14 protein-coding genes are annotated in these 12,591 nt (G+C 72.5%); 6 read left to right on the top strand and 8 right to left on the bottom strand.

The features are described from left to right. Nucleotides 1–147 precede the first annotated feature (147 nt). Both ABT106_RS27545 and ABT106_RS27540 read right to left on the bottom strand, forming a co-directional pair. Nucleotides 148–1,404, bottom strand: coding sequence for a L,D-transpeptidase (locus ABT106_RS27545; RefSeq protein WP_351282492.1), 1,257 nt, complete (start codon nt 1,402–1,404; stop codon nt 148–150). A 146-nt stretch (nt 1,405–1,550) separates the two neighbouring features. After that, nucleotides 1,551–1,835, bottom strand: coding sequence for a hypothetical protein (locus ABT106_RS27540; RefSeq protein WP_351282489.1), 285 nt, complete (start codon nt 1,833–1,835; stop codon nt 1,551–1,553). A 164-nt stretch (nt 1,836–1,999) separates the two neighbouring features. On the opposite strand from ABT106_RS27540, the gene ABT106_RS27535 reads away from it, so the two are divergent. Then, nucleotides 2,000–2,365 carry a hypothetical protein gene (locus tag ABT106_RS27535; RefSeq protein ID WP_351282486.1) on the top strand — a complete coding sequence of 122 codons (366 nt, stop codon included), beginning with the start codon at nt 2,000–2,002 and terminating at the stop codon, nt 2,363–2,365. A gap of 106 nt (nt 2,366–2,471) precedes the next feature. Here ABT106_RS27535 and hutH read toward each other — a convergent pair whose 3' ends face one another. The 5 genes from hutH to ABT106_RS27510 form a co-directional block, all read right to left on the bottom strand. Next, complete coding sequence (gene hutH / locus ABT106_RS27530) at nt 2,472–4,013, bottom strand: histidine ammonia-lyase (RefSeq protein WP_351282498.1); 1,542 nt, start codon at nt 4,011–4,013, stop codon at nt 2,472–2,474. A 116-nt stretch (nt 4,014–4,129) separates the two neighbouring features. Beyond that, on the bottom strand, nt 4,130–5,242 hold the full coding sequence (locus ABT106_RS27525; RefSeq protein WP_351282483.1) for a GGDEF domain-containing protein: 1,113 nt from the start codon (nt 5,240–5,242) through the stop codon (nt 4,130–4,132). Nucleotides 5,243–5,416: 174 nt separating this feature from the next. After that, nucleotides 5,417–6,220 carry an enoyl-CoA hydratase/isomerase family protein gene (locus ABT106_RS27520; RefSeq protein ID WP_351282480.1) on the bottom strand — a complete coding sequence of 268 codons (804 nt, stop codon included), beginning with the start codon at nt 6,218–6,220 and terminating at the stop codon, nt 5,417–5,419. Between the two features lie 244 nt (nt 6,221–6,464). After that, nucleotides 6,465–7,622, bottom strand: a complete 1,158-nt coding sequence (locus ABT106_RS27515; protein WP_502979488.1) for an adenylate/guanylate cyclase domain-containing protein — start codon at nt 7,620–7,622, stop codon at nt 6,465–6,467. Nucleotides 7,623–7,901: 279 nt separating this feature from the next. Then, nucleotides 7,902–8,768 (bottom strand): biotin--[acetyl-CoA-carboxylase] ligase, encoded by an 867-nt coding sequence (locus ABT106_RS27510; RefSeq protein WP_351282477.1) that lies wholly within the window; start codon nt 8,766–8,768, stop codon nt 7,902–7,904. A gap of 131 nt (nt 8,769–8,899) precedes the next feature. Between ABT106_RS27510 and ABT106_RS27505 the strand changes: the two genes are divergently transcribed. From ABT106_RS27505 to ABT106_RS27490, 4 genes are all read left to right on the top strand, one after another. Next, nucleotides 8,900–10,495, top strand: a complete 1,596-nt coding sequence (locus ABT106_RS27505) for an acyl-CoA carboxylase subunit beta (protein WP_267718347.1) — start codon at nt 8,900–8,902, stop codon at nt 10,493–10,495. Between the two features lie 26 nt (nt 10,496–10,521). Continuing rightward, nucleotides 10,522–10,731, top strand: coding sequence for an acyl-CoA carboxylase epsilon subunit (locus tag ABT106_RS27500; RefSeq protein WP_351282473.1), 210 nt, complete (start codon nt 10,522–10,524; stop codon nt 10,729–10,731). Between the two features lie 86 nt (nt 10,732–10,817). Continuing rightward, nucleotides 10,818–10,949 carry a morphogenic membrane protein MmpB gene (gene mmpB, locus ABT106_RS27495; RefSeq protein ID WP_267718349.1) on the top strand — a complete coding sequence of 44 codons (132 nt, stop codon included), beginning with the start codon at nt 10,818–10,820 and terminating at the stop codon, nt 10,947–10,949. A gap of 99 nt (nt 10,950–11,048) precedes the next feature. Beyond that, nucleotides 11,049–11,663 (top strand): Maf family protein, encoded by a 615-nt coding sequence (locus ABT106_RS27490; RefSeq protein WP_351282470.1) that lies wholly within the window; start codon nt 11,049–11,051, stop codon nt 11,661–11,663. Here the strand turns inward: ABT106_RS27490 and ABT106_RS27485 are convergent. After that, on the bottom strand, nt 11,644–12,108 hold the full coding sequence (locus tag ABT106_RS27485; protein WP_351282468.1) for a hypothetical protein: 465 nt from the start codon (nt 12,106–12,108) through the stop codon (nt 11,644–11,646). The genes ABT106_RS27490 and ABT106_RS27485 overlap by 20 nt on opposite strands. Before the next feature lie 376 nt (nt 12,109–12,484). Here ABT106_RS27485 and ABT106_RS27480 point away from each other — a divergent pair. Beyond that, on the top strand, nt 12,485–12,591 hold a 107-nt coding region (locus tag ABT106_RS27480; RefSeq protein ID WP_324787317.1), incomplete at its 3' end, for a biotin carboxylase N-terminal domain-containing protein.

The raw sequence follows: 12,591 nt of genomic DNA, 5'->3' as shown, positions 1-12,591 counted from the left end.
TTTATTTTTAAACTTTTATCCCTATTTTATTACCAAACAGTATTTTTTGCTTGTCGGGTTGGCGGGGGGCGCCACACTTTGTTGGGTCGGGCGGGGCCCTGGTCGGGCCCCGCCGTCCGCCGGGGTTCTCTCACGCGTGCCGGAAGGTCAGGCGGCCGCGCCGGCCTTCCACTTGTCCCAGCTCATGTTCCAGCCGTTGAGGCCGTTGTCGGGCTGGATGGTCTTGTCCGGGGAGTTGACCACGGTGACCACGTCGCCGATCAGCGAGTTGTCGAAGAACCAGGCGCCCGGCTGGTTCGGGTCGTTGGCGCCCTTGGCGTCGTTCAGGCCGACACAGCCGTGGCTGGTGTTGGCGCTGCCGAAGATCGAGTCCGATCCCCAGTAGTTGCCGTGGATGAAGGTGCCGGAGTTCGACAGCCGCATCGCGTGCGGGACGTCCTTGATGTCGTACTCGCCCTTGCCGTCGTCGTCCGTGAAGCCGACGGTGGCGCCGTTCATCCGGGTCTCCTTGAACTTCTCGGAGATCACCATCTGGCCGTTGTACGTCGGGTTCTCCGGGGAGCCGGCCGAGATCGGGATGGTCTTGAGGACCGCGCCGTCCCGGGTGACCGTCATCTTCTTCGTCTTCGCGTCGACCGTGGAGACCTGGCTGCGGCCGATCTTGAAGGTGACCGTCTTGCTCTGGACGCCCTGGACGCCGGGGGCACCCTGCACGCCCTCCAGCGCCAGCTTCAGCGTGACGGTGGAGTTCGCCTGCCAGTACTGCTCGGGGCGGAAGTCGAGGCGCTGCGATCCGAACCAGTGGCCGACGACCTCCTGGCCGCTGCTGGAGTTGACCTCGATGGCCGACTGGACGGCCTTCTGGTCCTTGATCGGCTTGTTGAAGGTGATCGAGACCGGCATGCCCACGCCGACGGTCTGGCCCTCGTCCGGGATGAACGAGCCGACGAAGCTGTTCTCCGGGGAGACGGTGGTGAAGGAGGCGTTCTCGTGCGCCTCGCGCCCGTCGGCGTCCTTCGCGGTCGCCGCCAGCGCGTACTTCGTCGAGCGCTTCAGGGCGCCGTCGGGCTTCCAGGTCTTCCCGTCGGCGGCGATCTTGCCCGCCACGGCCGCGCCCTCGGCGCTCTTCAGCTCGACCTTGGTCAGGGTGCCGTCGGTGACGGCCACGTTGGTCGCGTCGTTGAGGCCGACGTTGGTGGCGCCGTCCTTGGGAGTGATGGCTATTCGGGCCTTGGACGCGTCCTTGGCCGCGGCCGCGTCGACGTCCGCCTGGGACTTGCTGGTCTCGCTCGCGTTCGGCTTGTCACCGCCCCCGTCGCTACAGGCCGAGAGCACCAGTACGCCGCCGAGCACGGCGGATACGGCCACCAGGGACCGCCTCCGCCGCTTGCTGTCCGTCCTCAACACGTCACTCCATCGTCGCCGGGTACCCCGCGGCTGCCGTCGCGGGGCTGGCCGGGCAGGGGACAGAGCCCCCTGCCTCGTCCCTGACAACGCGTTAACGTCGGAGATCGGTTCCACCATCCGTTGGGATGTGGGCAACCCCACGGTCAGGCGTTGTCGGTTTCTTGGTCGAAGTCCCCATCTTCCTCGTCCAGGTCCCACTCCATGGACTCGGGGTCGTATTCGACGGGCTCGCTGCTCCAGGAAGCCTGCGCGAGTTCCACCCCCGGGATGTCCACGACCAGGTCAGTGGGGTCGACGAGGTACGCGAGGGCCTCCGACTCGTCCTCGCGGACGGCGGTCTCGGCGTGGCCGCGTTCCTCGTCCGGCATGAACTCGTCGGCCTTGATGTGCGCGAGGGCGGCTCCGGTGAGTGCATCCGGATCGGGCACCTCCAGTACCAAATCCACCCGAAGTCGTACGTACCGTGATGTCTCAGAAGGGTTCATACGACGGAGAGTAAGCCCGGGGAACCCCCGGCTTTCCCACGACCCGCCCCTTTCCGTAGCATCACCGCACACGGCCAATTCGCTGCTGCCACAAGGGGGATCGCACCGTGTCCGCACGCCGACCGCTGCTCACCGCTCTCGGAGCGACCACCCTCCTCGCCGCCCTGTGGTTCGTGCCCTCGGCGGGTGCCACCGCGCCGGGTACCGGCACGAGCCGTTCCGGTGCGCCCGACGCCGCGAACGGCACGGGTCCCGCCGCCACGGCGACGACCGGAACCATCACGCGCGGCACCGCCACGGGCGCCACCGTCCCGGACACAACCGTCCCGCACGCCGCCGGGAAGCCCGCGCCGCTGCTGCTCGCGGACACCGGCTCCGTGGACACCGCCCCCTACCTGCTGGGCGGTACGGCCTGCCTGGGTCTCGGGGCGGGGTTCGTGGCCTTCTCGGTACGCCGCTCCCGGACGGCGTGACCCGGGGCCCGCGGACGCCGCGCCCGCCGCGGAGACGGAATCGACGGCGGAAGGGGCCGCCCCCGACAGTGGGGGCGGCCCCTTCCGACGCAGCGCACCGGCCGGGTCAGGCCAGCGGTCCCGTCACCGGTTCCACGGCGGCGAGTAGCCCGCCCGTACGGACGAACGCGTCGGCGGCGGCCAGGTCAGGGGCGAGGAAACGATCCGGCCCGGGACCCTGCACGCCCGCCGCCCGGGCGGCGGCGATGACGGCGCGGCTGGCCGGGGCCGGGGTGAGCCCGTGGCGCAGCTCGATGGCGCGGGTGGCCGCGTACAGCTCGATCGCGATGATCCGGGTCAGGTTGTCGATGGCGGTACGGAGCTTGCGCGCCGCCGACCACCCCATGGAGACGTGGTCCTCCTGCATGGCGGAGGAGGGGATGGAGTCGGCGGAGGCCGGGACCGCGAGCCGCTTCATCTCGCTGACCAGGGCGGCCTGCGTGTACTGGGCGATCATCAGCCCGGAGTCCACGCCGGCGTCGTCCGCGAGGAACGGCGGCAGGCCGTGGCTGCGGTTCTTGTCGAGCAGCCGGTCGGTGCGGCGCTCGGCGATGGAGCCGAGGTCGGCGGCGGCGATGGCGAGGAAGTCGAGCACGTAGGCGACGGGGGCGCCGTGGAAGTTGCCGTTGGACTCCACGCGCCCGTCGGACAGGACGACGGGGTTGTCGACGGCGGCGGCCAGCTCCCGGGAGGCGACGAGGGCGGCGTGCGCCATGGTGTCGCGGCCCGCGCCGGCGACCTGCGGGGCGCAGCGCACCGAGTAGGCGTCCTGGACGCGCGGGGCGGTCTCCTCCTGGTAGTGCCGGACGAGCCCGGAGCCCTTCAGGACGGCGGCCATGTTCGCGGCGGAGGCGCCCTGGCCCGGGTGCGGGCGGATGGCGTGCAGCTCGGGGGCGAGGACCTTCTCGGTACCGAGCAGCGCCTCCAGCGTGAGCGCGGCGGTGATGTCGGCGCAGGTGTACAGCTTGCCGAGGTCGGCGAGGGCCATGACCAGCATGCCGAGCATGCCGTCGGTGCCGTTGAGGAGGGCCAGGCCCTCCTTCTCGCGGAGCTCGACGGGCTCGATGCCGGCCTCGGCGAGCAGCTCGCCGGCCGGGCGGACGGTCCCGTCCGGGCCCTCGGCGTCGCCCTCGCCCATGAGCGCGAGCGCGCAGTGGGAGAGCGGCGCGAGGTCGCCGGAGCAGCCGAGGGAGCCGTACTCGTGGACGACGGGGGTGATGCCCGCGTTCAGCACGTCGGCCATGGTCTGGGCGACGGAGGGGCGGACTCCGGTGTGCCCGGAGGCGACGGTCTTCAGCCGCAGGAACATCAGGGCGCGGACGACCTCCCGCTCGACGCGCGGGCCCATGCCGGCGGCGTGCGAGCGGACGATGTTGCGCTGGAGCTGGGCGCGCAGCTCGGGGCTGATGTGCCGGGAGGCGAGGGCGCCGAACCCGGTGGACACCCCGTAGACGGGCTCGGGCTTGGCGGCGAGGGCCTCGACGATCTCGCGGGCGCGGGCGAGCGCGTCGAGCGCCTCGCCGGACAGCTCGATCCGGGCGTTGCCGCGGGCGACGGCGATGACGTCCTCGGCGGTGACCCCGGACGTCCCCACCACGACAGTGTGCATATCCATATTCAGCACCCTACGGACTGAATCCCTTCATGTCACTAGCGGCGGAGACGAGGGCCCCTTGCGCGGTGCGGGAGGCGGGGCGGGCCGCGCCCGCAGCCCGCCCCGGGGTCTCACTCGCGGCCGCGGAAGCGGCGGCGGTCGCCCGGGCCCCGGGCCGGGGCGTCCGCGAGGCGGACCACGGCGGTGTCCCGGCCCGCGACCACCGGCTTCGGGGAACGCGCGGCCTTCGCCTTGTACTGGGCCGCGTCCGCCAGCCGGAACAGCCGCCGGGAGGACTTCACGAGCCCGATCGGATCCCCGGTGGAGGCCACCCCGCAGGCCACGCCGTCACCCAGCTCCAGTTCGGCCGCCCGGACGCACAGCTCCTCGGCCACCCGTACCACCTCGTCCGCGCTCGGCCCCGCGCTCACCAGGCAGAACTCGTCCCCGCCCAGCCGTGCCACCAGCGCGCCCGGCAGCATCGCCCCGCACAGGCTCAGCACCGACCCGAACCGCTCGAGCAGCCGGTCGCCCATCGCGTGGCCCAGGGTGTCGTTGACCTTCTTGAGCCCGTTGAGGTCGCAGACCGCCAGGCTCACCACCGCCCCGGTGCGCCGGTGCTCCTCCAGCGCCTCGTCGAGCCGCATGTCCACCGCCCGCCGGTTGGCGAGCCCGGTCAGCGGGTCGGTGAAGGCGAGGCGCCGGGCCTCCGCCAGCCGCTCGTTCTGCGCGAGCCCCGCCGCGACCACCGCCGCCAGGACGGTCGCGAACTCGGCGTCGTCCTCGTCGAAGTCCGGCAGGCCCTCGTCCCGGGCCACGTACAGCTCGCCCCAGGCCCGCCCGCTGAGCACGATCGGCGCGACCACGCACGTACCGCGCCCGCGGCGGCGCAGGGCCTCCCCGCGCCGTCCGGGGCGGTTGCCCACGGCACTCTCGACCCAGGCGTGCGGTCCGCCGCCGCCGGCCCAGCGCTCGTGCAGGAACTCGGTGATCTCCGGGAAGTCGTGCACCGGGTAGGACTCGTCCTCGGGGAACTCCTCCTCGCCCGCCCGCCGCTCCCCCTCGTTCACCAGCACCCGCAGCCGGCCCCGCTCCCGCTCCCACGCGGAGATGGCGGCGAACGACCCGTCCATCGCCACCCGCGCGCCCCGCGCGGCCGCTCGCACGCTGTCCTGCGGCGCGCACGCCGCGGCCATCGCCTGCGCGAGTCCCACCACGGCCCGCAGCCGTGCGTCAACGCCCATCACACCAGGTTAGGGGGTTTGTCTGATTTGGTGACAATTTGGCGCGATGTTCCACCAAACCGATGGCCGGGGAGACCGGCACACGAGCCGGGCCCGGCCACGCCGGTCCAGGCCATGCCGGGCCAGTCCACACCACGCCAGGCCGGGCCGGGCCGGGCCTGTCCAGGCCGGGGGCTACTGCCCCGGCCAGTTCGGCTTGCGCTTCTCGTTGAACGCCGCCACGCCCTCCGCCCGGTCCCCCGAGAAGGCCACCGTGCGCCAGGCCGCGTCCTCGATCTCCAGACCGGCCTGGAGGTCCATCCCGTGCCCCAGCCGCAGCGCCCGCTTGGCCGCGCGCAGCCCCACCGGGGAGTTCGCCGCCATCCGGCCCGCCAGTGCCAGCGCCTGCGCCGTGTCCGTACCGGCCGCGACCACGGAGTCCACCAGGCCCAGGGACAGCGCCTCGGCGGCCTCCACCCGGCGCGCCGTGAAGATCAGCTCGGCGGCCCGGGCCGCGCCCACCCGGCGCGGCAGCAGCTGCGTGCCCCCGCCGCCGGGGATGACGCCCACGGACACCTCGGGCAGGCCGACCACCGCGGTCTCGTCGGCGACGATCACGTCACAGGCCAGCGCCAGTTCGAAGCCGCCGCCCAAGGCGTAGCCGTGGACCGCCGCGATCGTGGGCATCGGCAGCTCCAGCACGCCCCCGTACGCCCCCCGCGTGGTCGGCCGCTGCCGTACCAGCTCGGCGTCCGAGAGGGAGTTGCGCTCCTTGAGGTCCGCCCCGACGCAGAAGGCCCGCTCGGCGGCCGAGGAGACCACGACCACCCGCACGGAAGGATCCGCGGCGAGGCCCGCGCAGGCCGCCCCGATGGCGCGGGCCATCTCGGTCGACACCGCATTCATGGCCTTGGGGCGGTTCAGGACCAGCTCCACGACCCCGTCGTCGCCGTGGCGGCTCACCGATACGAATTCCGACTCGACAGCCGACGGTTCCACTGGCACAGGCCCTCCCGGTTAACGAACGTTACCGGGGATCCTAGGGGGCCCGTCGACAGCGGACCAGGCCCGCACCCCACCGCCCGCCGCCCCGGCCAGCGCCCGCCCGCGCCGCCCAGGCCCGCGCCGCATCCGGCACCGCGTGCAGACCGCACCGCGCCCGGCACCGCCCGGCACCGCCCGCCCGGCCGGCGCCCGCACCGGCACCGGACCCCGCAGCACCGCCACCCCCGGCCGGGAGGCCCTACGCGGAGCCCGCCCGCTTGCGCCGCGTCAGCGACCACGGCTCCACGACCCCGAGCCCGCGCACGGGCCGCTGCCACATCGGCTGGAGCGCGAAGCGGTACACGCCGCCGCCCTCCTCCGACTCGGCTTCCTTCTCCGACACCGGTGCGGCCCCGGTCCGGCCGAGTTCCTCGGCCATCGCGCCGTCCACCAGCACCGCGTCCTTCGGCGCTATCGACGTCAGCCGGCTCGCCAGGTTCACCGTGGTCCCGAAGACGTCGCCCATCCGGGTCGTCACCGTGCCGAAGGCGATCCCGACCCGCAGCTCGGGCATCTGCGGGTCCGCCTCCATCGTCTCGATGAGCCGCAGCGCGATCTCCGCCGCCGTCGCCGCCTCGTCGGCGCAGTACAGCACCTCGTCGCCCAGCGTCTTGATCAGCCGGCCGCCGTGCGCGGCCACCAGGTCCGCCGCCGTCGTCTCGAAGGCCTCGACCAGCTCGCCGAGCTCCTCCTCCTCCAGCCGCCGCGTCAGCCGGGTGAAGCCCACCAGGTCCGCGAAGCCCACCGCGAGGCGCCGGTCGACCATCTCCTCGTCGTCCGCCACCTGCACCACCCGCCCGGTCGCGGCCGCCAGCTGGCGGCGCCACACGTAGACGAGGAACTCCTCCAGCTCCGGCAGCAGCAGCTCGACCAGCGGGTACGTGACCTCCGTACGGGTCATCCCCGGCTCCGGCGGCTCCGTCAGCCCCTCCAGGAACGAGTCGATCTGCCACTCCGCCAGCCGCGCCGTGGTCTGCCCGGTGGACCGCGCCACCTGTACCGCCATCGGCTCGGACAGCAGACCGGCCTCCACCAGGCCCGCGAGGCGTCGCAGCGCCAGTACGTCGGCCTCCGTCAGCGCCTTGGCCTGGCCGATGTCGGCGAAGCCCATGGCCCGCCAGAAGCGCGAGGCCAGCTCCATGGAGACACCGGCGCTGCGGGCGGCCTGGAAGGGGGTGTAGCGGCGCTCGGCGCCGAGGATGAGCTGCTCCAGCCGGATGGCGAGGGGATCCGCCGTCGGCTGCGCCGTGTAGTCGACCTCGTGATGGGAGGTGTGCTGATCCCGCCCGATGGGGGTGCCGGGACCGGTCCCGGGCCCGTTGGGGGAGGCGCTGGGCGAAGGGTCGTCGACGGTCAAGGGCCGCCTCCTGTCCATTCCGTGCGCAATGCCCTGCCGAACCGGTTGATCACCACGAGCACTGGGATCGCCTAAACCATACGGCAGGTGTGCCGTAGCTCACTCCCCCTACTCGTTCTTTGAGTACTCACCCGCCCGCGTGCTCCCCGGCCGGGCCCCTGGGCCGTACGGGGGAAGCCGGCGGGGACCCGCCCGGCACCGCGCGGACGGCGGGGAGGGGCGGGAATCGGGCGGGAAACGGGCCGGGACACGGACCGGGAGGCGGCCCCGGGCCACGGCTCAGTGGACCGAGCGCAGGTGGATCACGTCGCCCGCGCCCACCGCCTCGTGCCGGTCCTCGGCCGTACGGATCACCAGGCGGCCGTCGGCGTCCACCGCTTCGGCCGTTCCGGTGAGGACGCGCCCGCCGGGGAGGTCCGCGCGGACGTGCCGGCCGAGGGTGGCGCAGCCCGCCGCGTAGGTCTCCTGGAGGCCGCTGGCGGCGGGGTCGCCGCCGGCCGCGCGCCAGTTCCCGTACCACTGCTCCAGGGAGCGCAGCACGGCCCGCAGCAGCGGGTCCCGGTCGGTCACGGCGGCCTGGGCCAGGGCGAGGGACCCGGCGGCGGGCACCGGCAGCTCGTCCTCGGTGAGGCTGACGTTGAGCCCGATCCCGAGAACCACTCCTTCCGCGACCCGCTCGGCGAGGATCCCGCCGGTCTTGCGCTCCTCGCCGTCGACGGTGACCAGGAGGTCGTTGGGCCACTTGAGTGCGGTGTCCACGCCCGCCGCCCGGGACAGCCCGGTCGCGGTGGCCACCCCCGCCAGCAGGGTCAGCCACCCCCAGCGCTCCTGCGGCACCGCCTCGCCCGGCTTGAGCAGGACGGAGAAGAACAGGCCGGACCGGGGCGGCGCGACCCAGCTGCGGTCGAGGCGCCCGCGTCCGGCGGTCTGCTCCTCGGCGACGAGGACGGCCCCCTCGGGGAGCGTCGCGGCCCGGGCGGCGAGGTCGCTGTTGGTGGACCCGGTGGCGGCGACCACCTCCAGGGAGGTCCACAGCCCCCCGTCGGTGACGAGGGCCCGCCGCAGGCCCGCGGCGTTGAGCGGCGGCCGGTCCAGGCTCGACCAGCGGCCGGCGAAAGCTCCGGCTGATGCATCTGAAGGCGTCATGCAACCCAATGTAGGTGTGTCAAACGCCGCACTGCCGAGCGCCATGCCCGCCGATACGCTACGCACCAGTAGCCAGCAGTAGTCAATCAATTGACCAGGCCGTTGACACCACGCAGGGAGCCGCGACCCCGATGTCACAACCGTCAGAGCCGATCGACATGCACACCACCGCGGGCAAGATCGCGGATCTGCAGCGCCGCGTCGACGAAGCCACCCACGCCGGGTCCGCACGGGCCGTGGAGAAGCAGCACGCCAAGGGGAAGCTGACGGCGCGCGAGCGGGTGGCCCTGCTCCTGGACGAGGGTTCCTTCGTCGAACTCGACGAGTTCGCCCGGCACCGCTCCACCAACTTCGGGCTGGAGAAGACCCGCCCGTACGGCGACGGCGTCGTCACCGGCTACGGCACCGTGGACGGACGGCCCGTCGCCGTGTTCTCGCAGGACTTCACCGTCTTCGGCGGGGCCCTCGGCGAGGTCTACGGCCAGAAGATCATGAAGGTCATGGACTTCGCGCTGAAGACCGGCTGTCCGCTCGTCGGCATCAACGACTCCGGCGGCGCCCGCATCCAGGAGGGTGTCAGCGCGCTCGGCATGTACGGCGAGATCTTCCGCCGCAACGTGCACGCGTCCGGCGTGATCCCGCAGATCAGCCTCGTCGTCGGACCGTGCGCCGGCGGCGCCGTGTACTCCCCCGCCATCACCGACTTCACGGTCATGGTCGACCAGACCTCGCACATGTTCATCACCGGCCCGGACGTCATCAAGACCGTCACCGGCGAGGACGTGGGCTTCGAGGAACTGGGCGGAGCCCGGACGCACAACGCGACCTCCGGCGTGGCCCACCACATGGCCGGGGACGAGAAGGACGCGATCGAGTACGTCAAGTCGCTGCTGTCCTACCTCCCGTCGAACAACCTCTCCGAGGCCCCCGCCTTCCCCGAGGACGCCGACACCGAGGTCTCGGACACCGACCGAGAGCTCGACGTCCTCATCCCGGACAGCGCGAACCAGCCGTACGACATGCACACCGTGATCGAGCACGTGCTGGACGACGCGGAGTTCCTGGAGACGCAGTCCCTGTTCGCCCCGAACATCCTCACCGGCTTCGGCCGGGTCGAGGGCCACCCGGTCGGCATCGTCGCCAACCAGCCGATGCAGTTCGCCGGCTGTCTGGACATCGACGCCTCCGAGAAGGCGGCCCGCTTCGTCCGGACCTGCGACGCCTTCAACGTGCCGGTCCTGACGTTCGTGGACGTACCGGGCTTCCTCCCGGGCACCGACCAGGAGTACAACGGGATCATCCGGCGCGGCGCGAAGCTGATCTACGCGTACGCCGAGGCCACCGTCCCCCTGATCACCGTCATCACCCGCAAAGCCTTCGGCGGCGCCTACGACGTCATGGGGTCCAAGCACCTCGGCGCGGACCTGAACCTGGCCTGGCCGACCGCCCAGATCGCCGTCATGGGCGCGCAGGGCGCGGTGAACATCCTCCACCGGCGGACCATCGCCGAGGCGGAGGCCGCCGGCGAGGGCGAGGAGACCCGGGCGCGGCTCATCGCCGAGTACGAGGACGCGCTGCTCAACCCGTACACGGCCGCCGAGCGCGGGTACGTCGACGCGGTGGTGATGCCGTCCGAGACGCGCGCGCACGTGGTGAAGGGGCTGCGCCAGCTGCGCACCAAGCGGGAGTCCCTGCCGCCGAAGAAGCACGGCAACATCCCCCTCTAGACCGCCCAGACCGCGAGGAGCGCACAGTGGTGATCAAGGTCGTCAAGGGCAATCCGACCCCGGAGGAGCTGGCCGCCGCACTGGCGGTGGTCCAGGCGCGCGCTGCGGCACTGGCGTCGGCGCCGTCGGGTGCGCCGCGGGTGCCGGACGCGTGGTCCGCGCCGTCCCGGGTGGCGGCGCACCGGCTGCCGCGGCCCGGCCCGGGCGCGTGGGGCCGTACGTACTGGCCGGGCTAGGGGCGCGAAAGATGGTGTGAACGGCGGGTGGCGCCTGAGTACGGGTACTCAGGCGCCACGCCCGTCCCGGGGGACAGGATCGGGGCATGCTCTGGTCCGATCCGAAGAACGAGCCCCCGAAGGACATGCGCGACGCCCAGGCGATGATCCGGCGGCTGACCCTGGTGCTGGGGCTCGCGATGCTCGTGGTGGTCTACGTCCTGGGCGTCGGCTTCTAGTGCCGTGACCGGAGAGGTCCACCGGGTCGCGGCGCCGCTCTCCCGGTCACCGCCGGCCCGGCCGGACCGCCCTCCGGGGGCCCCGGCCGCGCCCCTACGATGGCCCCCATGACTGCCGAACCGCGCTCGCTCGTCCTCGCCTCCGCCTCCCCCGCCCGGCTGAACCTGCTGCGGCAGGCCGGCCTCGCCCCGCATGTGATCGTCAGCGGTTTCGACGAGGACGCCCTTCAGGCGGACTCTCCGTCCGAACTGGCCCTCGCCCTCGCCGAGGCCAAGGCGGGCGTCGTGGCGGGCCTGGAAGAGGCCGCGGGCGCGCTGGTGATCGGCTGTGACTCCGTACTGGAGCTGGACGGCGAGGCCCTGGGCAAGCCGGCCGACGCCGAGGAGGCCACCGCGCGCTGGAAGTCGATGCGCGGGCGGGCGGGCGTCCTGCGCACCGGGCACTGCGTGATCGACACGGCGAACGGCCGCCGGGTGTCGGCCACGGCGTCCACGACGGTCCGGTTCGGCGAGCCGACGGACGCGGAGGTGGCGGCGTACGTGGCCAGCGGCGAGCCGCTGCACGTGGCGGGCGCGTTCACGCTGGACGGGCTGTCGGCACCGTTCATCGACGGCATCGACGGGGACCCCGGGAACGTGATCGGCCTGTCGCTGCCGCTGCTGCGCTCCCTGCTCGGCGAACTGGGTGTATCCATCACGGATTTGTGGGCCTGAGCTCCCCGAACGGCGGTGGCGGCGGCGTGTCCCCGGCCCTCGCGCGGCCGGCGGGCTCGGCGGCGTAGAGCATCAGGATCAGGACGAGCAGACACAGGATCAGCATCGTCGCCACGAAGGCGGCCCAGCCGACGAGTGCGACGGCGAGGACCCCGAGCACTCCGTGGGTGACGGCGGCGGTGAACAGGACGATGCGGGCGAAACGGCCGGGAGCCCGGTCGCGCACGGCGGTGACGGCGACGAGCACGGCGCACAGCACGAGGAAGGCACCCATGCCGGCGCCGAGTCCGTACGTCGCCTTGGACATCAGCTCCGGGTCGCTGCCCGCGATGGACATCGACTGGCTCCGCGTGGTCCGGCCCAGCACGAGGTGGACCAGCACGAGCACCGCCGCTTCGGCGACCAGCACGATCGCGGCCAGCCCGGCCACGAGTCTGCGCAGCACTGCGTCCACCCCCCACACGTCACAAGCGTGTTCGACGCCTGGAGGCTACTAACGGGTAATCGTCGGGACAAGGGGTCGGGCCCGCTTCGTTGCGAGAGGACCCCCGAGCGTGACGGTCAGGCAAAGAAATCAGGGCCCGTTCGTAGGGAACCCACAAAGAATCACCCGGGCCCGCTGACCGGCCGGACAGAGACCCCGGCCACACGGCAGGGTTACTGTGCAGTCGGGGATCCCCCTGACCTGGGGCGCCACAAGGGTTTTCCGGTGAATCGGACCACGCGTCACATTCCGTGTGGGCAAGGTCACCACCGGGGAAGGGTCGAAAGGCCGTGTGGGCTGTCCCTAAACTCAGCTTGTTTTCAAGGAGGGAGCCATCGTGCGCAAGGTGCTCATCGCCAACCGTGGCGAAATCGCTGTCCGCGTTGCCCGGGCCTGCCGGGACGCCGGGATCGCGAGCGTAGCCGTCTACGCCGATCCGGACCG

The sequence above is a fragment of the Streptomyces sp. NPDC002044 genome (assembly GCF_040296725.1).
In the GTDB taxonomy this organism is placed as follows: domain Bacteria; phylum Actinomycetota; class Actinomycetes; order Streptomycetales; family Streptomycetaceae; genus Streptomyces; species Streptomyces antarcticus.
This window is presented reverse-complemented; position numbering and strand designations above follow the sequence as displayed.